Below are 22,622 nucleotides of genomic sequence, written 5' to 3' on the forward strand. Positions count from 1 at the left end.
ATTGAAGTTTTAATTATAGTACTTCTCATTCTATTTTTTTCTTCCACCGTTGTCAATAAATAAACCTTACAATCCGTATCTTTATTTATACGCATTATCTATCTTTAGAATGCAAGTTACTTCTCCGCTTCTCTCTCTCCCCTTTATACTTTCTCCATCCAACATACGTTAAAGTGAACAAAATAAGTCCTCCAGTAATTGTCATAAACCAAATGAGAGAGGGAGCAATCTCATCTTTTTTTACTGTATGAAATATTTTTTGCAAATCACCTTTAATAATCCCTAGTTGCATTTGTCCACCTTTCGTTTTTAACATAACGTTACGAAATTCATCCAAATAAGATAAATGTGCATTTACACGTTGCGCTTCGTTTTCTGGCAGGGCAATCATTAAACTAGGATAAATAATATTAAATTCATTTAAAAGTGTATTTAGCGTCTGTTGGAACTGTCCATCATCGTCTTTTTCCATCGCTTTTTCTACTTGAGAAAAAGCATTCATTATCTTTCTTTCTCTTTCCACCCAAAGTGGCTGATATTTAGATACTTGTGCATCAACAGCAAGTTGTAACGCTAACATATTATCAACTTTAACTTGCCTATCTAAATCTTCCGCGAGAGATTGTTTCGCCTTATCGTATGCTAAAGAAACGACTCTAATTTGTCCCGGAGTTACTTTTGAATTATTTTCATTTTCCTTTGATAGAAACTGCTCTGAGAAATGGTGCAGTACTTGTATTGCCTTCTCATCTTCTTTTTTCTTCACTAACTGCAAAGAGTCATCTAGCAATCCAGTTAGTTCACTCCACTCTTCAGCATATATACGTACTGGAAACATTATAATTAGAAATGCTATCAGTCCAATTAATGTTCTCTTCATCCCGGTCCCCCCTATAACTACTAGTACAAAATATGTGGAATTGGACAAGAATAGAACAGAACAAAATCAAAAAATATATTATCTCTATGAAAACAAAAAAATTCTCTTTAAACAGAGAATTTTTTCTTTGAAACTCTTTTCTTTTTCACTAAATATTTATACACACCGTAACAAAGTATGCTACTGCCTAAAATCAATAATAAAATAACACATGCAGCATGCATAAAGAATTCTTCCGGTAACATTAAAATAACCGGATCTGTTTCAATATCAAACATCCAATAATCATTGCTAAATAAAAGCTTATGAAATAATACGAAACTCTTTTCAAAATTAATAGCAATTGGTAACGTAAGAGCTATTGGAAAAATAATTGTAAGAATCGCTCCGTGAAGTAAAAACTTTTCTTTTTTCTTTTTTAATAAATACGCTCCTCCTAATACAGCAATTACAATCGTTCCATACATTATATATTGAATCTTTACTAAAATATTTTTAACATCCACAAAATGAATACGTCCATTTGTGGACATATCTAATGTTGGCAATTGTAATGCACCTTCATAAAACGGCGATAAATATGTAATAAGCACGTCATAGTTTCTCTTAACTTCATCTTTCGTCATATCCGCTAAATCTGGAATATTTAAAAAATCAATTTCAAAATAATACAACCATTTTCCATATACAACTACCGTTGTCGCGAGAGCGAAAATAGAAAATGCTATGCTATATGAAACTACTAAAGTGATCAATCGATCCAATATGTTTATACCACTCTTATTTTTCTTCATTTTCTCCCCCTAAATGTCCTCACCATCATAAAGAAAACTGTTTTCGGTTCTCACGTAAGCAATAATAATATGTAATACACAGTACAGCAATACTTAACCAAAACGTAAAATAACCAATTTTCTCTACAAACAAATGCATAATCCCGTATCTCGGCATTTGCCAAAATAAATAATCAATTGCATCATTATGTAATGTCCATATGCCAGCTACAGTGAAGTGCCATTTTTTTATCCGATAAAACGGAGCATATAACATTCCCTGCACTGCCATCGCAAAATGAGATAGCATTAACATATATCCCATAAGGCCGATAGGACCTTTTACATAAATCATAATTGCATTTACAACAACAGCCCAAATACCATATTTTATTAAAGTAACTATCGCTAACGCTTCTATTAACCCCCAGTTCTTCTTCATCAAGAAAGCAATTAAAACAAAGACAAAAAAGAGACTCGCTATAGGGCTATCTGGTACAAACGGCCAAAATATGGGTGAGGTTTCTTTTAATTGATTTCCATACCATATGAATCCGTAAATTGTACCTAATATGTTAACAACCAATAAAAATAATAGTACCGAACGTTGCCTTAACATTGCATACAAGTAAACCAAGCTGTATGTCCAACACCTTTCAAACAAAGTAATTCTTTCATCTAACTCTACTCTATTATATAGCAAACTTTCCGTCATCAAAATAAAAAGCTGACCACAGATTTTGTAGTCAGCTTTTCTATTATTTTTTATTATACTTTGCAACGAATTCCGAAAGCTTTTTCAGTTCCTCATCTGTACCTTTAAATACCCCTTTAGGCATTGAACCTTTTCCATCTTTCGCAATTTTAGCGATTTCTTCTGGTTTTAAAGTTAAGTTTTGCAAAGCCGGTGCTGCCGCCCCGCCCTGTAAATTGTCACCATGACACGTTAAACAAGTATTTTTTTGCATTAACTTGTAGCCGTCATCATTTTTATCAACTGGTGCTGTTTTTACAATTGCTCCTTGTTTTTTTGCAGCGTCCCAGTCGTGGTGTGCTACAGATTCCCAAGTTAAAAAGATAATCGATGCAATTGCTAAAAGCATAAACCCTGTTGCTACAGGACGCTTCAATGGCGCTCTTTCTGGGCCTCGATCTAGAAACGGAGCTAATAGTAACGCTCCAAACGCAATCCCCGGCATAATAAACGCACCAATTACAGTAAATGAGCCTGAAGCATACGAATACTTTAATAACTGATACAAGAATAAGAAATACCAATCTGGAAGTGGTATATATCCTGCATCTGTAGGATCCGCCATTCTCTCAAGCGGTGACGGATGCGCCACTGTTAAACATAAATAACCGATTAAAAAAACTGCACCAACCATCCATTCTTTTAACAAGAAATTCGGCCAAAACGCTTCTGTTTTCCCTGGATATTCAGAATAATCTTTTGGAATATTTGGGTTCCGAGCTACCGGTACCCGAGAATCTCCTACAAACTTCATCCCTTTGCCGCGATGCATAATCTCCCTCCTTTTGTTCTTTCCCCTTTAATTTAGCAATCTCTTATAGCGGACCGGAAATACCTTGTTTGCGAATCATGATGAAGTGGAAGGCCATTAAACCTAGAAGTGCTGCTGGTAAGAAGAAGACGTGAATAGCAAAGAAGCGAGTTAATGTTTGAGCGCCAACAATTTCAGAATGACCAGCGAGTAATGTTTTAATATAAGGACCAATGAGCGGCGTTTGCTCTGCGATTTGAATCCCTACTTTCGTAGCAAATAAAGCTTTCATATCCCACGGTAATAAATATCCGGTAAAACCAAGACCTAACATAACAAAGAAAATAAGAACACCAACAACCCAGTTTAACTCACGAGGCTTTTTATACGCACCCTGGAAGAAAACTCTGAGTGTATGTAAAAACATCATTACAATTACGAGACTGGCACCCCAGTGGTGCATACCACGAACAATTTGTCCATACGCAACTTCATTTTGTAAATAGTAAACCGACTCCCAAGCATTTTTAATATCAGGCACATAATACATTGTTAAAAACATTCCAGACAAAATTTGAATTACAGTAACGAAAAAGGTAAGTCCTCCGAAGCAGTAGACGAATGCAGAAAAGTGATGCGCTGGGTTAACATGCTCAGGTACTTCATGATCAGCGATATCACGCCATATCGGTGTAATATCTAAACGTTCGTCCACCCAATCATAAATTTTATTTAGCATCTACTTTGCACCCCCTTTCGGCTTCGCTTTTCCTAAATAAAGTGTTCCATCTTTTACTTTGGATTCGTATACGTCAAGTGGAGCAAGAGGCGGTGTGCCTTTAATGTTCATCCCATCTTTTGTGTAACGTCCCCCGTGACATGGGCAAAAGAATTGATTAGGATGTGCTTTGTCCGAATTCCAGTTCACTGTGCAACCTAAATGTTTACACACTGGAGAAAACGCAACAATGTCTCCGCTTTCATCTTTATGCACCCAAGCAGATTTTGGCTCTTCAGACTTGTACCATCCGTCAACCTGCTTCACCTTAAAATCGAAGCGCTTCGGCTCTGTTGTAATATCCTTTACTTGTCCAACAGCAACCATATCTGTTCCCGCTTCTTTTCTTAACACCGGATCAAGCGCAAACCGCGTCATCGGCATTAAAATACCCGCCGCCATAAAGCCTCCTACCCCTGTAAGTGTGTAATTTAAAAACTGTCTTCTTGACACACGATGTTCTTTCTCGCTCACGAAAATTTCCCCCCTCTATCAGAAATTGTCCCCTCGTGAAAAAATTATATAAAAAATAAATACTAGGACACTATCATGATATAATACCCTCTTGTATAGGTCAATATCATACTACTCATAATAATAAGAACTTTCTGTTTATTGTTACCTTATCCATCTTTCTTCCAACATTACCATAATATTTTTTATGTGAGCACGAATAACCTCCCTTTTCGCTTGCTCACTAAATTGCTCTAATGATAACGATGGAAACCAAAATAAATCACCCTGCAACTCTTGCATATCTTCTTTCCATGAAAAATCACTTGTCACATAGGCAATATGCTTAAAACCTTGCGTTTGCAAATGATCTGTCCATTCTTGCAAACGGTCTTTTTCATTCTTTTGGCTCTCTACCAAATACGTAAATGCGGGCAGTAAAAGCACTCTTCCTTTATACTCCCTTTCCAACTCCATACTCAAAGCCTCAATAAATTCACCTTGCTCTACAACCATTTTCATTTCTTTTGCTGCCGAAATAGACAAAAGGGGGATAATCCCTGTATCTACATACTCCCTCTCTTGCTCAAACTGTTCCACATCTTTTACAATCCATTTCACCTTTTCTCCCCTCCTTCACCTTAAATGACAGAACTTTCACTTTATATATATTAAACCATACTAAAAGAGGTAAAAAAAGAAAAACTACCTATTATTAAGTAGTTTTTCTTAAAAAGTCTGAAATTCGTAAAGATTACATAATCAAAATGAATTCTATAAAATTTTCAACTCTGCTGTTAACCTATGAAATGCTTCCTTATCTTGCTTATCCAAAGCTTCATCAATTTGTTTCAAAAGACGCTCTCTTCTAAATGAGAATACACTTTCTTCTAAAAATCGTTCTGCAAGCAATCGATCTTTTTCATTCACTTCAATATGCTTTGGTAAATATGGATTTTCTTCTAATACAGCTACATAGTTTGCATTTTGAAACGATGATTTAAAATTAAGCTGAATATAAATATCCTCATCTCGATTCAAACGAATATCATGAAACGACTTTTCTGCATCTGTTGTCATTACATTTTGTTTAAAAAAGTGAAACGGTGTGTCTTTCACACAATTCGCTGACATTACTAAGCCACGCGGACAATATTTTGCATGTTCTACGAAGTGGACTTTATGCATTAATTGATCGTGACTCATTAAATAATTCAAAATCCATACACATTCACGCTGTTTCAGTTGGTAATTATTCAAAAACCATTTTACAAAATCCTTCTTCTCGTTTACAGAAACAGGGGTATTCATAGCGATTAAGTCCCTCCTCTGTCTTTCTCTTTTCTTTTTAGATTCAAGAAGCGGCATTCAGTTTCCTTCCAACTTACGAAAAATCCTCTAAATTATATAACAATTCTTCAATATGAATTTGTGTCGGGTCTAGTTGTATTAACTGCGTAAATACTTCTTTCGCCTCTTTTCGCATTCCTTCTTCTAATAAGAAATAACCGTACTCTTCCAAGAAATCTGGATGATTCTTAAAAGAAGTATATGCACTTTCATAGTGTTTTAATGCATCCGAATACATTTCTAATTGTTTTTTTGCAAATGCAAGATCCCAAAGTAGTTGTGTATCTGGTTCTCCACTGTCAATTGTACGCTCTACAACTGCAATTAACTCTTCGTATTTCTCTTGTCCTTTTAATATATACGCATATTTTAATGTCGCACCTAAATGTCCCGGATCTAGCTCCAGCGCTTTTTTAAGCACTTCTTCTGCCTCCGCTATTTTACCTAATTTCGCCGCAATATTCGCTAATTCTACATAGAAAGGAACAGAAAGCTCATCTACTTTAATTCCTTCTTGAAGTGTTTCATAGCTTTCTTGAAGCATGCCTTCTTTTTCATAGCTTTTCGCTAAATACATGTATAACGATGCGTACTCAGGATCTAATTCTTTTAATTCTTGCCAAGCACCAATTGCTCTTTGATATTCTTCCCCTTGGTATAATGTGAAGGCATATCCAAATAGTGAGTGAATATCTTTTTGCTCTTCTAACCCCGCCTCATAGTAAGAGATTGCCTCTTCCCAGTTTCCAATAGCACTTAAAGTTTCTGCTAGACGAAGCGCAATGACAACACCGCCCATAACTTTATGGTCTGCTAGTAACGATTCATAATAAGTGATCGCCTTTTTCTCTTCACCTTTACTACTATATAATTCTGCTAATCCAAACGTAATAACAGGTTCGTCTGGCATCATTTCTTTCGCCTTTAATAGTTTTTGTTCTGCTACATCATCAAAACCTTGCATTTGGAATAAATCTGCAACAAGTAATAGCGATTGAACATATAGATCATCATTTTCTGGAATATCATGAAGCACTTCAATCGCTTCATCTTCTTTATCTAAATCAATATATAACTCTGCTAAAAATAATGTAAATTCACTTTCTTCTGGATATAACAAGCGTAAATCATCAATAATTGCTAACGCCTCATCCATAAACCCAAGTGTATGATAGTAACGAGCGATATCATACTTCTCTTCATCATTAGCAACTCGTAGTTGTTCTTTTAATAATTGTAATCCTTTTTCTGCTTCACCGTTTTCAATATAAGAAACAGCTTGTTCAAACTTTTGCATAAACGTCTCCTTTAATTCAAAAAATATTCTCTTCTGTTCATTTATCATAAGCAACTAGGTGTAAGAACGCAACCTTTTGAGTGAACTGCCTCTTCCTATACTTGCTCTTATAGCGCAGCTAATTGTTCGAAAAATTTCGGATACGATACAGCGACCGCATCACTATTCTCTATTTTCACTTCTCCATCTATAATACACGATGCGATTGCAAGCATCATCCCAATACGATGATCGCCGTGACTATTAACAGTATTTCCTTTTAAATTTTGTTTACCATATATAATCATACCATCTGGTGTAGCTTCAATCTTCGCACCTAATTTGCCTAATTCATCTACAACCGTATCGATACGGTTTGTTTCTTTTACTTTTAACTCCTCAGCGTTTTTAATAACAGTAATTCCTTCTGCCTGCGTTGCCAATAAAGCAATTACAGGAATTTCATCAATTAATCTTGGAATAAGAGTTCCACCAATTTCTATTCCTTTTAGTTTAGATGTTTCAATCGTAATATCTCCGCACGGCTCAAACTCTTCATTTCTAATATGATTGATAGAAATAAGTGCACCCATCTTTGTTAATACATCTAAAATCCCTGTTCTCGTCGGATTTAAACCAACGTTTTCCAATACAAGCTTACTATTTTGGACAATTGCACCAGCTACTAAGAAAAATGCCGCCGAAGAAACATCTCCTGGAACTTCTATGTCTGCACCTTTAAGTTGTTGTCCGCCTTGTAATGAAACGGTCCGTCCATTAACATCTACGGTACAACCAAATGCACGTAACATTCTTTCCGTATGATCACGAGATTGCATAGGCTCTGTTACCGTAGTTATGCCTTCCCCTTGCAAACCCGCAAGTAAAACCGCTGACTTCACTTGTGCACTCGCTACTGGTGAATCGTAATGCATACCTTTTACCTTACCACCGCGAATAGATAAAGGTGTATATTGTCCGTTTTCTCTACCATCAATTTGAGCATTCATCTTACTAAGCGGGTCTGTAACACGTTTCATAGGACGTTTTCCAATTGATGCATCTCCAATTATCGTACTATGGAACGGCGTATTTGCTAAAATTCCAAGCATAAGACGAATAGTCGTCCCTGAATTCCCCACATCTAATACTTCTTTCGGTTCTTGTAAATTTGCTAATCCTTTACCGTAAATCGTGACATCGTTACCACTCTGTTCAATCTGGACACCTAGTTTTTGAAAACATGCAATTGTACTTAAACAATCTTCGCCCAATAAAAAATTTGATACTTTCGTCGTCCCTTCCGCTATCGCTCCAAACATAACAGAGCGATGCGAAATAGATTTATCTCCTGGAACAACAATTTTCCCATTCAAACTATTTTTTCGTCCTACTAGTTTCAAACTGTATCCTCCTCACATTTTAAATAAGTTATATGTACAATGGTTCTTCTTATACGTCTACTTCTATTGTAACGTTTTCTTTCTTGACCGTGCAAACAACTCCCCTTATTGCAGTTCAAATGAAAAAGACTCCTATAACAGGAGCCTTCACCATTTCTTAAGAATACGTTTCTTCTTTCTTCACTTGTTCTTTTACAAGTTCCGTAAGTAATTCAATAATCTCATCATTTTCTTCTTTTAATCCAACAGTAATACGAATACCATCATGCATACCAAATGCTGCACCAGAACGAACGATGTATCCTTTTTTCATTAATCGTTCGAAAGCTTCATTACCAGGTATACCGAGTTTCAAGAAAATGAAATTCGTTTGAGATGGATAGTAGAATACGTTATATTCCTTACAAAATGCATAATATTGATTTAATCCTTCGGCATTTTTCTTCACACACTCTTGTAAAAACTGTTGATCCTCTATTGCCGCTACTGCTACCGCTTGGGCGATAGTTGATGTGTTAAATGGTAGTCTTGCTACCTCTAACTGCCCAATAAGCTTTGCATCCCCAATCGCATATCCAATACGAAAAGCAGCTAATCCATATGCTTTTGAGAATGTGCGTAGCACCATAAGATTTTCGTACTTTTCAAGAAGGGGTAATGTTTGCGGATAATCTTCTGCCCCAGCATATTCATAATATGCTTCGTCCATAATAACGAGCGCTGACTTTGGAATTGATTCTAAAAATGAAAGTAATTTTTGTTTTTCTACATATGTACCTGTCGGATTATTCGGATTACAAATCCATACAATCTTCGTTTTCTCATCTACTTGCTGTAACATTGCATCTAAATTGTGAATACCATTTTCAAGTGGTACTTCCCGAACTTCCGCTCCTTCAATAACAGCATGATGATAATATTGTGAGAACGTAGGATTCGCCATTACAACATTTGTTCCGTTATGTAGCAAAGCGCGACTAATCATTTGAATGACTTCATCTAACCCACTACCAAATAAAAGTTGTTCCGCTTTTACACTTAAATGCTCTGCTACTTTCTCACGAAGCTCAAAAGCCGCCCCGTCCGGGTAGAGTGCATATTGATTGGCTAACGAAGTTAATGCTTCTGTCACACGCGCAGAGCAGCCAAACGGATTTTCATTCGATGCTAACTTCACAATTTTTGACAATCCATATTCTCTTTTTACTTCTTCAATATTTTTCCCAGGTACATATGCTCTCAAAGTTAACAATTGCTCTTTTACTCTCACTTTTCTTCCCCCAGTCATTGATATGATTTATAATGTCTTACTGTCATCTTTAATCATAACCGCCACCATTACGAGAATACCTTTAAATATGCATTTCATACCTGTTCTACCAACTTTTTTAGACCATATCCTTTTGAAATGCTTCTAACGCAATATGAACAGTCTCATCTGAAATAGATACGACATTCACTCCCCCATATTCCTGCATAAGCACCATATGAATTGTTCCAGCATTTGCTTTTTTATCTTGCTTCATCAACTGAACGAGACGTTCTACATTCAAGTCGCTTGGCATTTTTGGATAACCGTATTTCAAGAACCACTGCTTCATTTCTTCATAAGAAAGATCGATTTTGTACACTTGCTCGCTTAAAAACATGGCAAATAGCATGCCAACCGCTACTCCATCACCGTGAGTAATATTTCCATATCCTAACTCTTTTTCAAGAGCATGTCCTAACGTATGCCCAAAATTCAAATGGGCACGTACACCCTTTTCTGTTTCGTCTTGCGACACAATGTTCGCTTTCACAGGAATCGCCTTCGTTAATATATGAATTAACTTTTCATCACGAAGATCCGTTAATGTTTGCACTTCTTCTTTTAACCAATGATATAGCTCTACATCACCAATGAGAGCATGCTTTATCACTTCTGCATAACCTGATCGCCACTCTTTTTCAGGAAGTGAATGTAAAAATGGCGTATGATATACAACAGCTTCTGGCTGATGAAACGCTCCAATCATATTTTTTCCTAGTGGATGGTTAATTGCTACTTTCCCGCCTACTGCGCTATCGTGAGCTAATAAAGTCGTTGGAACTTGGACAAAGCGAATACCACGCATAAACGACGCGGCAACAAATCCAGCCAAATCTCCAATCATTCCGCCTCCAAGTGCGATGATTAAAGAATTTCTATCTAATTTATTTTCAAGAGCCGCAGTGTGAGCCTCATAGAAATTTTCAAAAGACTTCTCCTTTTCGCCACTCGGTACAACAAACGAAAATACTTTTTGCTCTACTTGCAATGCATCAACAACTGTCTGTAAATGCAGTGATGCAACAGCTTCATCAGAAATAATCATTATGTTAGATACCGCAGGATTCATTTTTTGAATAAGCGTTGTTAAATGTAACAACGCCTCCCTTCCAACATGTACATCATATTCTTTTGATTTCGTTTGAATATGTATGTTCTCCATTAAAATCCCCTCGCATATTCATTATGTTTCTCAATATTTTCACGTATAAGATCGATACGATCTAATCCAAATTGTTCAATTAAAGCTGTTGCGAGCTCCCAAGCCACAACAGCTTCAGCCACAACGCTAGCTGCTGGCACTGCACAACTATCTGAACGTTCAATACTCGCTGTAAAAGGTTCTTTCGTATCAATATCAACACTTTGAAGCGGTTTATATAATGTCGGTATCGGTTTCATAACACCGCGCACAACAACCGGCATACCAGTTGTCATGCCACCTTCTAATCCACCTGCATTGTTTGTTTTTCTTCTGTATCCTTGCACTTCATCCCAAAGGATTTCATCATGTACTTCACTTCCGGGTCTATGTGCTGCTTCAAAACCAATTCCAATTTCAACACCTTTAAAAGCGTTAATGCTCATAATTGCGGCTGCTAATTTTGCATCTAATTTTCTATCATAATGTACATAGCTACCTACTCCGATTGGCATTCCTTCTACAATTACTTCAACAATACCGCCGATAGAATCACCATTTGCCTTCGCATCATCAATTGCTTGCATCATCTTTTTGCCGGCCTTTTCATCTAAACAACGTACAGGAGATGCTTCTGTAGTACTTTGTAATTCCGCAATAGAGTTATATTTAATCTTTTCTACCTGTACACCACCAATCTCGACAACATGTCCCGCTACTTGTATACCTAATTCCGCTAATATTTTTTTTGCAACTGCACCAGCTGCAACACGAACTGTCGTTTCACGTGCGGAAGAACGCTCTAATACATTCCTCATATCTCTATGACCATATTTAATCGCACCATTTAAATCTGCGTGTCCAGGTCTAGGTTTCGTAACTTGCCTTTTCATTTCTTTCTCTTCCTGCTCAGTTAACGGCTCTGCACCCATAACCTTTGTCCAATGTGTAAAATCACGATTTTCAACAACAAGTGCAATTGGGGACCCCATCGTCTTCCCATGCCTAACACCACTTACAATTTGCACTTGGTCTTTCTCAATTTGCATGCGTCTACCGCGTCCATATCCTTTTTGTCTTCTAGCTAATTCTTCATTTATATCATTCGCTACTAAAGATAATCCTGCCGGAACACCTTCTAAAATTGTCGTAAGTTGCGGACCGTGGGATTCACCAGCTGTAATATATCGCATACGTTATTCCTCTTTTCGCATATGTATTTATCCCGCTACATAAAGTAGCTATATTATCTTCCATCACTCTTTAAAATACAAAGAAATTATATAGTAAATCGAGTATTTGCTTTCCCTACTTGTAATTATTCTATTATTTTCATAATAGTAGACCTTTTACTTTACATACCAATATATCATAACAGTCCTAACTTCGTAACTGATCGAAATAAAAAAAAGTGCAAGAAGAATACCCCTATTCTTCTTGCACTTTTTACTATTATCACAGTTATTAAAGCGTTTACAAATTATTTCAAAATAATTAGTAAATCCATTGATTCATTAATTTTGAGTAGTCTACTAATTCTTCTTCCTTAAAGAAAATAGCAATCTCGCGCTCTGCACTTTCTAAAGAATCCGAACCGTGGATAATGTTTTTCGCAACAGTTACACCGAAATCTCCACGAATTGTTCCCATATCAGCTTCATGTGGGCGTGTTTTACCCATCATATTGCGTGCTGTATCTACTACATTTTCACCTTGCCATACCATTGCGAATACAGGGCCCGATGTAATAAAGTCTACTAATTCACCAAAGAAAGGTCTTTCTTTATGCTCACCGTAGTGTTGTTCAGCAATTTCTGGAGTAACTTGCATTAATTTTGCACCAACTAATTGAAAGCCCTTTTTCTCAAAACGAGCTACGATTTCCCCAATGAAGGCACGTTGTACACCGTCTGGTTTTACCATTAGAAATGTTTTTTCCATAAAAAATCTCTCCACTTCTGAATTATGTATGTAATTGTATATCCCCACACACATAGTAACACCCTTATCACAATTGCGCAATAGTTTTGAAATAGAGAGATTATTTTATTTTTTAGAAAAATCACTAAAATTTTCGTTTTCCAATATACTTTGCAACATTTTGCAACGCGTACTTCGCCTGTCCACGAGGGAGTGGTTTTATTATTTCTAATGCTTTATGTAAATAACGTTCACTAAACGAAAATGCTTTATCAATAGCTTCGCTCGCTTTAATATCATCAATAATTTCTTTCATTTCACTTGCTGTTGTATTTTCATGCACAGATGTAATTTTCTGACGAAGAACTGGATCTTCCATAGCATACAAAACAGGTAATGTAATGTTACCTTGTAATAAATCACCACCAGCAGGCTTTCCAAGCTTCTCTTCTGTCGATACGAAATCTAAAATATCATCAATAATTTGATAAGACATACCAACAAAATATCCATACCAAAATAGACGATTTACAGTATCACGATTAGCACCAGCAGCAATCGCTCCCAACTGACAACTCGCGGCGATTAACAATGCTGTTTTTCGTTTTATTCTTCTTAAATACGTTCTTAAATTTTGATCATAGTTATACTTATCTTTAATTTGTTCGATTTCACCTTTACAAACTTCTAAAATTGTATGAGACAACGCTTGATGTGCATCTGGAATTTCTATGTTTGTTATACATTCAAGAGACTTTGCAAACAAGTAGTCTCCTGTATACATTGCAATACGATCTCCCCATTTCGCATTCACTGTTGCGCTACCGCGTCGTAAAAACGCAGCATCAATGACATCATCGTGAACAAGCGAAGCCATATGAATAAGTTCTAATGCAACCGCAACATGCTTAATTGCATCTAACTTATAATCCCCAAATTTCCCTGCAAGCAAAACAAAAACAGGGCGAATCCGCTTCCCACCTGCTTCAATAAGCTGTAATGCCGCTTCTTCTACTAACGGCTGCTCAGAAGCAACTGTCTTCTTCAATTCTTTTTCTATAACATTAATATCCGATCGTAAAAAAGAGTACATAAGTTGTAACTTCATATTGTTCACCTTAACCTAAAACGTCTTTTTTCTATTTTGATTCTGGTTTAATACCTAAATGCATAGCTGCTACACCAAAAGTAAATGGTTTCACTTGCACATTCTTAAGCCCAGCTTCTTCAAACATACTTGCTAACTCTTTCATCCCTGGGAATGTACTAGCAGATTCCTGAAGCCATGAATATTCTTTATAACTTTTCGCAAACATCTTTCCAAATAACGGCATGATATATTTAAAGTATAAGACATATCCTTGACGAAAACCTATCATCGTTGGTTGGGATGTTTCCAGGCAAATTACTTTTCCACCAGGCTTTACTACACGCGTCATTTCTTTTAATACTTGCATGTAATCCGGAACGTTACGTAACCCAAAACCAATCGTTACATAATCAAACGTATTATCTTCATAAGGAAGTTCCATTGCATTTCCATGCATAAGTTCTACTTGCTTTAATTCTAAAGCTTCTACCTTTTGTTTACCGACAGCTAGCATATTTTCGCTAAAGTCTAAACCGTAAACCTTCCCATCTTCACCTACAGCTCCCGCTAGTGCAATTGTCCAATCTGCCGTCCCGCAGCATACATCAAGTGCCTTACTCCCAGGTTTCACATCCATAATTCGCATCGTCTCTTTACGCCATGCCTTATGCCTTTGAAAACTAATTACAGAATTCATCACATCGTATTTATCAGAAATTTTCTCAAATACGTCATGTACTCTTTCTTCTTTTGATTGTTGCATGCTCGTACCTTCTTCCAATGTAAAGTTGCTTATGTCCTTGATTTATCTCTTAACATAGAAATTATCTCATTAACTTCTGTATGATTCTCTAAAAAATTTTCTTCCTGCTTTCTCATTTCCATAAGCCATTCATTAATAACTGTTTCTAGATTTTTATCGTCATCCAATGAGAGTTTTTGAACCGCTTGAAAAACAGGTGAATTTTGTTTATCAGCATACAATTGACACTCTTTTTGAAGACGATTTTTTCCTAACACATAAGTTATATATGGTTTCCAATTAGATAAATGAAAATGATCACATGTTTTTTGCAAAAGCGCAGATTCAATTATTACTACACTTTCCATTATGTCTTGAATCGCCACATGTGCTTTTTGATATAGCATAATTTTATGTTCATTAATCTCCTTAATTCCTTCAGCAAGTGCACGAATTAAGATAATATCACAATTCATTGACAATAAGTAATAGTATAGACCACTATAATAATCCCCTGCAAGAACTGTCAATTGACGACGCTTATGGAACCCACTCGTCTCTTCATTTGCCTTATTTGATACTTTTTCATGTGTATCAAGAGCAATTTGTACAAGCATAATCGTTACTACATAATGATCAATTTGTTCTTTATGTATATTTGCACCTTTTAATGCACCGTATAACAGCGCTATTTTTTCTTCATCAATAAATGGTTCTTCAATATAGTTTATAAAATAAGGATGGCGTAATTTCTCCATCAATTTCTCTTTAATACCCGCATACCCTCCGTAGATGTCACACACAAAAAATCACCCTTGTTTTCTAATTCATAAAATTTATTATAACACATACATTCTATTTTCTATAATCAAAACTTGGCTACTTCTGCCAAACTACCCCCGAATAAACCCTCACCTTTCATTCATACGAGTTATCTTCGTCTCTAACAACTACAAACATTCATTTCCACAAAAGGCAGAAGTAATTTTCAACCTTTATATTCTTGCTCTTTAACACTAAAACTATATCATTTTTTTGTATATAAAAAAAAGAAAAGCAGTTTCCCGCTTTTCTTTACTTCGTCTTAATAAACGATAAAATTTCACTACGTGCTGCTGCATCATTTTCTAACACGCCGCGCACCGCAGTCGTTATTGTTTTCGCACCAGGCTTTTTCACACCACGCATCGTCATACACATATGCTCTGCTTCTACTACTACCATTACACCATGCGGCTCTAGTACTTCCATAATAGAGTTAGCTACTGTTGATGTAATTCGTTCCTGTAGTTGCGGACGACGCGCAATTGTGTCTACAGTACGGGCTAATTTACTTAGCCCTGTTACTTTTCCACCTTGCGGAATATATGCAACGTGAGCAACTCCATAAAACGGAACAAGATGATGCTCACACATCGAATAGAATGGTATATCCTTTACTAGTACAAGCTCTTCGTGGTCTTCTCCAAATACTTTGTGTAAATGCTCTTTCGGATCCTCATGCATCCCTGAGAATACTTCTGCGTACATTTTCGCAACACGTTTCGGTGTATCAAGTACTCCCTCGCGATTTGGGTCATCTCCGATTGCCTCTAAAATAAGACGTACTGCATGTTCAATTTGTTCTAAATTAACTTTTGCCATCCGCTAGCCCTCCCGAAAAACCTAAAAGTGATACGAACACATTCTAGCATATTTATGTTTTTAAAAGCAAAAAGAAGAGTTTCCAAAAAGGAAACTCTTCTTCCCTGTTAATATGTAAGGATTATTTAACCGCATCTTTTAACGCTTTACCAGGTTTGAATGCAGGTACTTTACTTGCAGCGATTTCAATCTCCTCACCTGTTTGTGGGTTACGACCTTTACGAGCCGCACGCTCACGAACTTCGAAGTTACCGAATCCGATTAGTTGTACTTTATCACCTTGTTTTAAAGCTTCTAAGATAGAATCAAAAACAGCGTCCACTGCTTTTGTTGCGTCCTTTTTAGAAAGGGAACTTGCTTCTGCAACAGCATTGATTAAATCTGTCTTGTTCATGCCATTCACCTCCTCCCAAAGATAAGACTGTATAATGATCATAAAATGAGTCTTACTTTCATTTGTAGGCAATTTTTACAAATTCTATACTACAAAGATGTAGATAAATCATTATCAACGCCTATATTATACGATTCTCCTTTATAATTCAATATTTTTAAGGAAATTATTACTCTTAAAATGTGAAATTCTGATGAAACTTGACAATTTACAACAAAATATTAGATAATGGCTGCTTATTTTTCTATTACGAACTCAAAAAGAAAAAAATCCCTCTGCAATTAGAGGGATTTTTTTCTTATAATATAATCGCAATTAATCCGCCAGATCCTTCATTAATAATTCTTTCTAGCGTTTCTTTTAACTTATAACGAGCGTTTTCTGGCATTAGAGATAACTTCGCTTGAATTCCTTCTCTAACAATAGAACTAAGAGAGCGACCAAATATATCAGAATTCCAAATTGATAGCGGGTCATCTTCAAAATCTTGCATCAAGTAACGAACTAGTTCTTCACTTTGTTTTTCAGTACCGATAATCGGTTCAAATGTTGATTCTACATCCACTTTTATCATATGAATAGACGGCGCAACCGCTTTTAATTTAACACCGAACCTTGAACCGTGACGAATAATTTCCGGTTCATCTAAGCTCATATCAGCTAATGCAGGCGCTGCTACTCCATATCCGGTTTGTTTTACCATCCGCAGGGCATCCGCCACTTGGTCATACTCTGTTTTCGCATAAGATAAATCGAGCATAAGCTTCAATAAATGATCTTTTCCTCGAATCTCTACTCCTACTACTTCTTTTAAAATTTGATCATACAATTCATCTGGCGCATATAAATCAATCTCTGCCACACCTTGCCCCATATCGATGCCAGCTAGACTTGCTCGATCAATAAATTCATATTGACTAAACTGCCAAACGACACGGTCCACATCACGAAGACGTTTTATATCCTTTACAGTCTCTTGAACCGCTTCCTGATAACTTTTGCGTAACCAATGCCCTTCATTTAGCACCATTACCCAGCTCGGAAGATTTACATTCACTTCTAAAACTGGGAACTCGAATAACGCTTCTCGAAGTACGTTATACACATCTGTTTCTCTTAAACTCTCTACACTCATCGCAATTACTGGGATATCATATTCTTCTGATAAACTTTGACGTAACTGCTCTGTATCTGGATGATATGGCTGTACAGTATTGATAATCATAATGAAAGGCTTTCCTACTTCTTTTAACTCATTTACAACGCGTTCTTCTGCCTCTATATAATCTCTTCTTGGAATTTCACCAATTGTTCCATCTGTTGTAATAACGACACCAATTGTTGAATGCTCTTGAATTACTTTACGTGTTCCGATTTCTGCAGCTTCATGGAATGGAATAGGCTCTTCATACCAAGGAGTATTAATCATGCGCGGACCATTCTCATCTTCATAGCCTTTTGCTCCTGGAACCGTATATCCAACACAATCTACTAATCGAATATTCACTTCAAGACCTTCATCTACTTCGATAGAAACCGCTTGGTTTGGAACAAACTTCGGTTCCGTCGTCATTATTGTACGACCAGCAGCACTTTGAGGCAGTTCATCCTGCGCTCTTTGACGGTCTGACTCATTTTCAATATTGGGAATAACAACAAGTTCCATAAACTTTTTAATAAATGTTGATTTCCCTGTTCGAACAGCTCCTACAACTCCAAAATAAATATCACCGCCTGTGCGTTCCGCAATATCTTTAAAAATATCTACCTTTTCCAAGTGATTCCCTCCCTCAATATTTTTGGGAATAATTCCACGTTTATAGTCAACTAATACCTTCTCTAACGTTGCCTATAATATCTGATATAATATAATGGTATTCTAGAAGTTCGGACAATATATCATATAATTTTGTCCAATTTCATATGACTATTTAAAAATACCTTTTGTTTGCATCGCAAGTTGTATAACATAAAAAACCTTTCTTCTAGAACTTATTCACTAAAAGAAAGGTTCATGACTTATGATTTTAAAAAAATTGGTTCTCCATTTTTTACTGTGTACGGCAAAGAATATGCAGGAACAAACGGGGAATCCTTCGATAGTATACTCCGGATATCTTCGCCTTCTTTAAATTGCCCTTCATTTTTTTTCAACACTTCATATAAGTCGATTCTATAATCAACAAACAATTCTCCTTTTTCATTGATTACAAGAGGGAGACCTTTTCCTGAGTACGGACTTGTCACTTGTGGTACATCTTTATATCCTAGTTTTTTGAAGTCTAATTCATAAACACCATCTGTAATCACTTTTTTAAAAGGTGGATATTGATGTTCATCCCGATACATCCTGAGCTTCAATGCCACTTCTTGAATTTGTTCCGCCATTCTCACATCAATTAACTTTACTGTCGGATTTTTTTCAACATCTATTAATACATATTGATATACTCCACCACTTTCATACGCATTCCCTGGCGCCTCTTGTATGTACCTTGGAGCAATTTTTTGAAAATCAATTGGATACTTCTGATAAATCGGCGTACTCATATCACGCGTCTTAATTGGTAATAAACCATCCGTTTGCTCCTTATATGTATTAATGGCTTTTTGTACAACTTGCAACTGATCTTCATAAGGAATAGCACTTTGTTTCATATTTTCTTTTGGATACATACACCCTGTTAAAATGCTCATGCAACAAAATATTAAAATAAAATGGATTTTTTTCACTGACAATCACCTTTTCATGCTAGTATGGACTGTTCCTTTTGTAACATTTACCGATTACACATCCTTTATTGCTCTATAGGGCCACTAAATACAACAAGGAAAATAACAATTCCCGATACAATCATGAGGGTGTACGCTACTAAAGCTGTAATCCCTTTCAAAAATTTATTCTTCATTTTATGCCTACTTAATAAAATAAAACTTACTGCAAGAAACATAAATCCAATTGCCCCTAAAGCAAACCACATTTTCATAAGCCCTTCCGACATATATACACCCCTTTACTTTCAATCTATTTTTATACTATTTTAACAAATTAAAATATTTAAACAAATAAAAATCATCATTTTTCCGTGAATTGATGATTTTTATTTAAAATAATAAAACCGAAGCACGAAATGATGCGCTTCGGTTGACCAAATATGCCCTTAACAGCTCTATTCCCATTCTTTCATAACTATCATATGCATTCTCTAAACTCTTTGTTTCTCATAATTTATTTTTTAAACATTTTACTTAACGAACCAAAATCCGCCGGCATATTATTGTTAATAATCGCTTTTACAATTTGATCCTCTTGCTCTTTCGGCACTTCGCGTCCTGCCATTAGAGCAACTTGATGAATCAATTGGCGAAGCACTGTCTCATCACGTAAGTTCGCATTTTGAACAGACGACGCTAATTTAAAAATATCTTCTTTGTTCACTTTCGCTTCTTTTTCAATGTTATTAAAAATGTTGTTATCCATTCTTTTCACCCTCTCCTCAAGTTACTCTTCATCCTATGCAGAGATGAAAAATTGGTGAAAAGACCCATAAAAAATAAAAAACGGTAGAAGTACGAAATGTACTTCTACCGCTTTCTTTATAACAAATCAGGTATCGCTTCAACTTCATGTTTTCGAACACGTCCCATCAATGAGCCTACTGCATCTTTCACATTATTCCCATTGAACAGCACGTCATATAAAGCAGCTGTAATCGGCATTTCAACTTCCATTTTCTCTGCCAATTCATGAGCAGCTTTCGTTGTTCTTACACCTTCAACAACCATACCCATGCTTTCTAATACTTCTTCTAAAGAATGTCCTTTTCCAAGCATATTTCCCGCACGCCAATTTCGACTATGCACACTTGTACAAGTTACAATTAAGTCCCCCATACCAGTTAGGCCGGCAAATGTCAGTGGATTTCCGCCCATTTTTCTTCCTAAACGAGCAATCTCTGTTAAACCACGTGTCATTAATGCCGCTTTCGCATTATCACCTAATCCAAGCCCGTCAGTTATCCCCGCAGCTAGTGCAATAATATTTTTTAAAGCACCACCAAGTTCCACTCCAACGATATCTGGGTTTGTATATACACGGAAATAGCTATTCATAAACAAATCTTGTACTCCCTCAGCCGCTTCCATACGCTTTGCTGCAGACGTAACAGTTGTCGCTTGACGCAATCCAACTTCTTCAGCGTGACTCGGCCCAGATAGTACAACAACATCCTTAATCAAGCTCTCTGGAATTTCTTCCTCAATCACTTCCGAAATACGTTTTGACGTACCTGGTTCGATTCCTTTACTTGCATGAATCCAAGTAATTGGCTCTGTAACAATTTCTTTCATCTCTTGCAATACGTCTCTGTACGCTTTCGTCGGTACTACTAGCAGTACTGTATTTACATCTACTAATGCTTCTTCTAAAGAAGAGTAGGCTACGATTGTGCTTGGCAATGTAATCCCTGGAAGATATCTACTGTTCTCATGCTTCGTATTAATTTCATTCATGAGTTCAGGACGGTTCCCCCAAATACGTACATCATGCCCATTGTCAGCTAATACCATCGCTAACGCTGTTCCCCAGCTACCTGCTCCTATTACTGTGATTTTTGTCATAAAATCACATCCTCTCCATTAGTCTCTTGCTCTAGCGATAATGTGAATCGGCGTTCCTACAAAACCGAACGCTTCACGTAAACGGTTCTTTAAGAAGCGCTCATATGAAAAGTGCATTAATTCCGTATCGTTTACAAATATAACAAATGTTGGTGGTTTTACCGCAACCTGTGTCGCATAGAAGATTTTCAGACGGCTACCATTATGAGTCGGCGTTGGATTCATCGCTACCGCATCCATAATTACATCATTTAATACGTTCGTTTGTACGCGGATGCTATGACTTTCATTTACTTCATTAATAACTGGTAATAATGTTTGTGTACGTTTTTTCGTTTTCGCAGATAAGAATACAATCGGCGCATACTCTAAAAATTGGAAATGAGCGCGAATGTTTTCTTCAAATGCTTTCATTGTTTTTTCATCTTTTTTCACTGCATCCCATTTGTTTACAACGATAATAACAGCTCGTCCTGAATCATGAGCATATCCAGCGATTTTTTTATCTTGCTCAATAATTCCTTCTTCTCCGTCTAAAACGACTAAAACAACGTCAGAACGTTCAATCGCTCTAAGTGCACGAAGTACACTATACTTTTCTGTACTTTCGTATACTTTCCCTTTTTTACGCATACCAGCTGTATCGATGATTACATAATCTTGATCATCTTTACTATATGGTGTATCAACAGCATCACGTGTCGTTCCCGCTATATTACTTACAATTACACGTTCTTGACCAAGAAGTGCATTTACAAGTGATGATTTCCCTACGTTTGGACGTCCAATTAAAGAGAAACGGATTGTTTCATCGTCATACGCTTCTTCTTCAATCTTTGGAAAATGATTTGCAGCTTCATCTAACAAATCACCAAGTCCTAAACCGTGTGTACCTGAAATTGGGAATGGCTCGCCAAATCCTAATGCATAAAAATCATAAATATCACCGCGCATGTCTGGATTATCTACTTTATTTACCGCAAGTACAATTGGTTTTTTAGAACGATATAAAATTTTAGCAACTTCTTCATCTGCTGCAGTTACACCATCGCGACCATTCGTCATAAAAATGATAACATCTGCTTCATCAATCGCTACTTCCGCCTGTTGACGAATTTGTGTCAAGAACGGCTCGTCTCCAATATCAATTCCACCTGTATCAATAATGTTAAATTCATGGCTTAACCATTCTCCCGCACTATAAATACGGTCTCGTGTTATACCTGGTATATCTTCTACGATTGAAACTCTTTCTCCAACAATTCTATTGAAAATAGTAGATTTCCCTACGTTCGGGCGGCCTACTATCGCTATTACTGGTTTCGGCATATACTTTCATCC

The 22,622-nt window shown here is 36.5% G+C and carries 25 protein-coding genes; all 25 read right to left on the reverse strand.

Annotated features, from left to right (window positions below):
* Window positions 1-94 precede the first annotated feature (94 nt).
* Window positions 95-880, reverse strand: coding sequence for a sporulation protein YpjB (gene ypjB, locus MKX77_RS16460; RefSeq protein WP_215555785.1), 786 nt, complete (start codon window positions 878-880; stop codon window positions 95-97).
* A 107-nt stretch (window positions 881-987) separates the two neighbouring features.
* Window positions 988-1,674 carry a lipoprotein intramolecular transacylase Lit gene (gene lit, locus MKX77_RS16465; protein ID WP_215555784.1) on the reverse strand — a complete coding sequence of 229 codons (687 nt, stop codon included), beginning with the start codon at window positions 1,672-1,674 and terminating at the stop codon, window positions 988-990.
* Window positions 1,675-1,699: 25 nt separating this feature from the next.
* Window positions 1,700-2,290, reverse strand: a complete 591-nt coding sequence (locus tag MKX77_RS16470; RefSeq protein WP_215555783.1) for a DUF1405 domain-containing protein — start codon at window positions 2,288-2,290, stop codon at window positions 1,700-1,702.
* Between the two features lie 121 nt (window positions 2,291-2,411).
* Window positions 2,412-3,179: a menaquinol-cytochrome c reductase cytochrome b/c subunit gene (gene qcrC, locus MKX77_RS16475; protein WP_215555782.1), complete on the reverse strand. Its 768-nt coding sequence runs from the start codon at window positions 3,177-3,179 to the stop codon at window positions 2,412-2,414.
* Window positions 3,180-3,222: 43 nt separating this feature from the next.
* Entirely contained in the window at window positions 3,223-3,897 is a 675-nt protein-coding gene (gene qcrB / locus MKX77_RS16480; protein WP_215555781.1) for a menaquinol-cytochrome c reductase cytochrome b subunit, read from the reverse strand.
* The gene (gene qcrA, locus MKX77_RS16485) at window positions 3,898-4,410 is read right to left on the reverse strand and encodes a menaquinol-cytochrome c reductase iron-sulfur subunit (RefSeq protein WP_002158584.1); all 513 of its coding nucleotides are present in this window, start codon (window positions 4,408-4,410) and stop codon (window positions 3,898-3,900) included.
* Between the two features lie 144 nt (window positions 4,411-4,554).
* Window positions 4,555-5,010: a YpiF family protein gene (locus tag MKX77_RS16490; protein WP_341307249.1), complete on the reverse strand. Its 456-nt coding sequence runs from the start codon at window positions 5,008-5,010 to the stop codon at window positions 4,555-4,557.
* A 153-nt stretch (window positions 5,011-5,163) separates the two neighbouring features.
* Window positions 5,164-5,700, reverse strand: a complete 537-nt coding sequence (locus MKX77_RS16495) for a ReoY family proteolytic degradation factor (RefSeq protein ID WP_002086615.1) — start codon at window positions 5,698-5,700, stop codon at window positions 5,164-5,166.
* A 73-nt stretch (window positions 5,701-5,773) separates the two neighbouring features.
* The gene (locus MKX77_RS16500; RefSeq protein WP_215555779.1) at window positions 5,774-7,036 is read right to left on the reverse strand and encodes a tetratricopeptide repeat protein; all 1,263 of its coding nucleotides are present in this window, start codon (window positions 7,034-7,036) and stop codon (window positions 5,774-5,776) included.
* A 107-nt stretch (window positions 7,037-7,143) separates the two neighbouring features.
* The gene (gene aroA, locus MKX77_RS16505; protein WP_215555778.1) at window positions 7,144-8,418 is read right to left on the reverse strand and encodes a 3-phosphoshikimate 1-carboxyvinyltransferase; all 1,275 of its coding nucleotides are present in this window, start codon (window positions 8,416-8,418) and stop codon (window positions 7,144-7,146) included.
* A 157-nt stretch (window positions 8,419-8,575) separates the two neighbouring features.
* Window positions 8,576-9,688 (reverse strand): histidinol-phosphate transaminase, encoded by a 1,113-nt coding sequence (hisC, locus tag MKX77_RS16510; protein ID WP_215555777.1) that lies wholly within the window; start codon window positions 9,686-9,688, stop codon window positions 8,576-8,578.
* Window positions 9,689-9,806: 118 nt separating this feature from the next.
* A complete protein-coding gene (gene aroB / locus MKX77_RS16515) occupies window positions 9,807-10,892 on the reverse strand; it encodes a 3-dehydroquinate synthase (protein ID WP_215555776.1) in 1,086 nt (361 codons plus the stop codon).
* A complete protein-coding gene (gene aroC / locus MKX77_RS16520; RefSeq protein WP_215555775.1) occupies window positions 10,892-12,064 on the reverse strand; it encodes a chorismate synthase in 1,173 nt (390 codons plus the stop codon). Before aroC ends, aroB begins: the two co-directional genes overlap by 1 nt.
* 301 nt (window positions 12,065-12,365) lie before the next feature.
* Entirely contained in the window at window positions 12,366-12,812 is a 447-nt protein-coding gene (ndk, locus tag MKX77_RS16525; protein ID WP_002064527.1) for a nucleoside-diphosphate kinase, read from the reverse strand.
* Window positions 12,813-12,936: 124 nt separating this feature from the next.
* The gene (hepT, locus tag MKX77_RS16530; RefSeq protein ID WP_002011823.1) at window positions 12,937-13,899 is read right to left on the reverse strand and encodes a heptaprenyl diphosphate synthase component II; all 963 of its coding nucleotides are present in this window, start codon (window positions 13,897-13,899) and stop codon (window positions 12,937-12,939) included.
* A gap of 31 nt (window positions 13,900-13,930) precedes the next feature.
* The gene (menG, locus tag MKX77_RS16535; RefSeq protein WP_215555774.1) at window positions 13,931-14,644 is read right to left on the reverse strand and encodes a 2-heptaprenyl-1,4-naphthoquinone methyltransferase; all 714 of its coding nucleotides are present in this window, start codon (window positions 14,642-14,644) and stop codon (window positions 13,931-13,933) included.
* A 29-nt stretch (window positions 14,645-14,673) separates the two neighbouring features.
* Window positions 14,674-15,426, reverse strand: coding sequence for a heptaprenyl diphosphate synthase component 1 (locus MKX77_RS16540; protein WP_341307250.1), 753 nt, complete (start codon window positions 15,424-15,426; stop codon window positions 14,674-14,676).
* Between the two features lie 271 nt (window positions 15,427-15,697).
* The gene (gene folE / locus MKX77_RS16545; RefSeq protein WP_001151479.1) at window positions 15,698-16,267 is read right to left on the reverse strand and encodes a GTP cyclohydrolase I FolE; all 570 of its coding nucleotides are present in this window, start codon (window positions 16,265-16,267) and stop codon (window positions 15,698-15,700) included.
* A gap of 121 nt (window positions 16,268-16,388) precedes the next feature.
* Complete coding sequence (locus MKX77_RS16550; RefSeq protein WP_001043860.1) at window positions 16,389-16,661, reverse strand: HU family DNA-binding protein; 273 nt, start codon at window positions 16,659-16,661, stop codon at window positions 16,389-16,391.
* A gap of 298 nt (window positions 16,662-16,959) precedes the next feature.
* Window positions 16,960-18,438 (reverse strand): stage IV sporulation protein A, encoded by a 1,479-nt coding sequence (gene spoIVA, locus MKX77_RS16555; RefSeq protein WP_341307251.1) that lies wholly within the window; start codon window positions 18,436-18,438, stop codon window positions 16,960-16,962.
* A gap of 242 nt (window positions 18,439-18,680) precedes the next feature.
* Window positions 18,681-19,394 carry a hypothetical protein gene (locus MKX77_RS16560; RefSeq protein WP_341307252.1) on the reverse strand — a complete coding sequence of 238 codons (714 nt, stop codon included), beginning with the start codon at window positions 19,392-19,394 and terminating at the stop codon, window positions 18,681-18,683.
* A gap of 65 nt (window positions 19,395-19,459) precedes the next feature.
* Window positions 19,460-19,663, reverse strand: coding sequence for a DUF2768 domain-containing protein (locus MKX77_RS16565; protein ID WP_002011815.1), 204 nt, complete (start codon window positions 19,661-19,663; stop codon window positions 19,460-19,462).
* A gap of 227 nt (window positions 19,664-19,890) precedes the next feature.
* A complete protein-coding gene (locus MKX77_RS16570) occupies window positions 19,891-20,142 on the reverse strand; it encodes a stage VI sporulation protein F (RefSeq protein WP_000369753.1) in 252 nt (83 codons plus the stop codon).
* A gap of 116 nt (window positions 20,143-20,258) precedes the next feature.
* Window positions 20,259-21,281 (reverse strand): NAD(P)H-dependent glycerol-3-phosphate dehydrogenase, encoded by a 1,023-nt coding sequence (locus MKX77_RS16575; protein ID WP_215555770.1) that lies wholly within the window; start codon window positions 21,279-21,281, stop codon window positions 20,259-20,261.
* A gap of 18 nt (window positions 21,282-21,299) precedes the next feature.
* Window positions 21,300-22,610 (reverse strand): ribosome biogenesis GTPase Der, encoded by a 1,311-nt coding sequence (gene der, locus MKX77_RS16580; protein WP_215555769.1) that lies wholly within the window; start codon window positions 22,608-22,610, stop codon window positions 21,300-21,302.
* Between the last annotated feature and the right edge of the window lie 12 nt (window positions 22,611-22,622).

This window comes from Bacillus sp. FSL R9-9410 (genome assembly GCF_038050385.1).
GTDB lineage: Bacteria > Bacillota > Bacilli > Bacillales > Bacillaceae_G > Bacillus_A > Bacillus_A cereus_U.

What these genes read in the sequence shown, in the direction of transcription:
- lit (WP_215555784.1), bottom strand. Translation starts at nt 1,674, where the DNA reads ATGAAGAAAAATAAGAGTGGTATAAACATATTGGATCGATTGATCACT.
- menG (WP_215555774.1), bottom strand. Translation starts at nt 14,644, where the DNA reads ATGCAACAATCAAAAGAAGAAAGAGTACATGACGTATTTGAGAAAATT.
- MKX77_RS16500 (WP_215555779.1), bottom strand. Translation starts at nt 7,036, where the DNA reads ATGCAAAAGTTTGAACAAGCTGTTTCTTATATTGAAAACGGTGAAGCA.
- aroC (WP_215555775.1), bottom strand. Translation starts at nt 12,064, where the DNA reads ATGCGATATATTACAGCTGGTGAATCCCACGGTCCGCAACTTACGACA.
- MKX77_RS16575 (WP_215555770.1), bottom strand. Translation starts at nt 21,281, where the DNA reads ATGACAAAAATCACAGTAATAGGAGCAGGTAGCTGGGGAACAGCGTTA.
- qcrB (WP_215555781.1), bottom strand. Translation starts at nt 3,897, where the DNA reads ATGCTAAATAAAATTTATGATTGGGTGGACGAACGTTTAGATATTACA.
- qcrC (WP_215555782.1), bottom strand. Translation starts at nt 3,179, where the DNA reads ATGCATCGCGGCAAAGGGATGAAGTTTGTAGGAGATTCTCGGGTACCG.
- MKX77_RS16570 (WP_000369753.1), bottom strand. Translation starts at nt 20,142, where the DNA reads ATGGATAACAACATTTTTAATAACATTGAAAAAGAAGCGAAAGTGAAC.
- ypjB (WP_215555785.1), bottom strand. Translation starts at nt 880, where the DNA reads ATGAAGAGAACATTAATTGGACTGATAGCATTTCTAATTATAATGTTT.
- ndk (WP_002064527.1), bottom strand. Translation starts at nt 12,812, where the DNA reads ATGGAAAAAACATTTCTAATGGTAAAACCAGACGGTGTACAACGTGCC.
- aroB (WP_215555776.1), bottom strand. Translation starts at nt 10,892, where the DNA reads ATGGAGAACATACATATTCAAACGAAATCAAAAGAATATGATGTACAT.
- folE (WP_001151479.1), bottom strand. Translation starts at nt 16,267, where the DNA reads ATGGCAAAAGTTAATTTAGAACAAATTGAACATGCAGTACGTCTTATT.
- MKX77_RS16495 (WP_002086615.1), bottom strand. Translation starts at nt 5,700, where the DNA reads ATGAATACCCCTGTTTCTGTAAACGAGAAGAAGGATTTTGTAAAATGG.
- hepT (WP_002011823.1), bottom strand. Translation starts at nt 13,899, where the DNA reads ATGAAGTTACAACTTATGTACTCTTTTTTACGATCGGATATTAATGTT.
- MKX77_RS16550 (WP_001043860.1), bottom strand. Translation starts at nt 16,661, where the DNA reads ATGAACAAGACAGATTTAATCAATGCTGTTGCAGAAGCAAGTTCCCTT.
- MKX77_RS16565 (WP_002011815.1), bottom strand. Translation starts at nt 19,663, where the DNA reads ATGTCGGAAGGGCTTATGAAAATGTGGTTTGCTTTAGGGGCAATTGGA.
- der (WP_215555769.1), bottom strand. Translation starts at nt 22,610, where the DNA reads ATGCCGAAACCAGTAATAGCGATAGTAGGCCGCCCGAACGTAGGGAAA.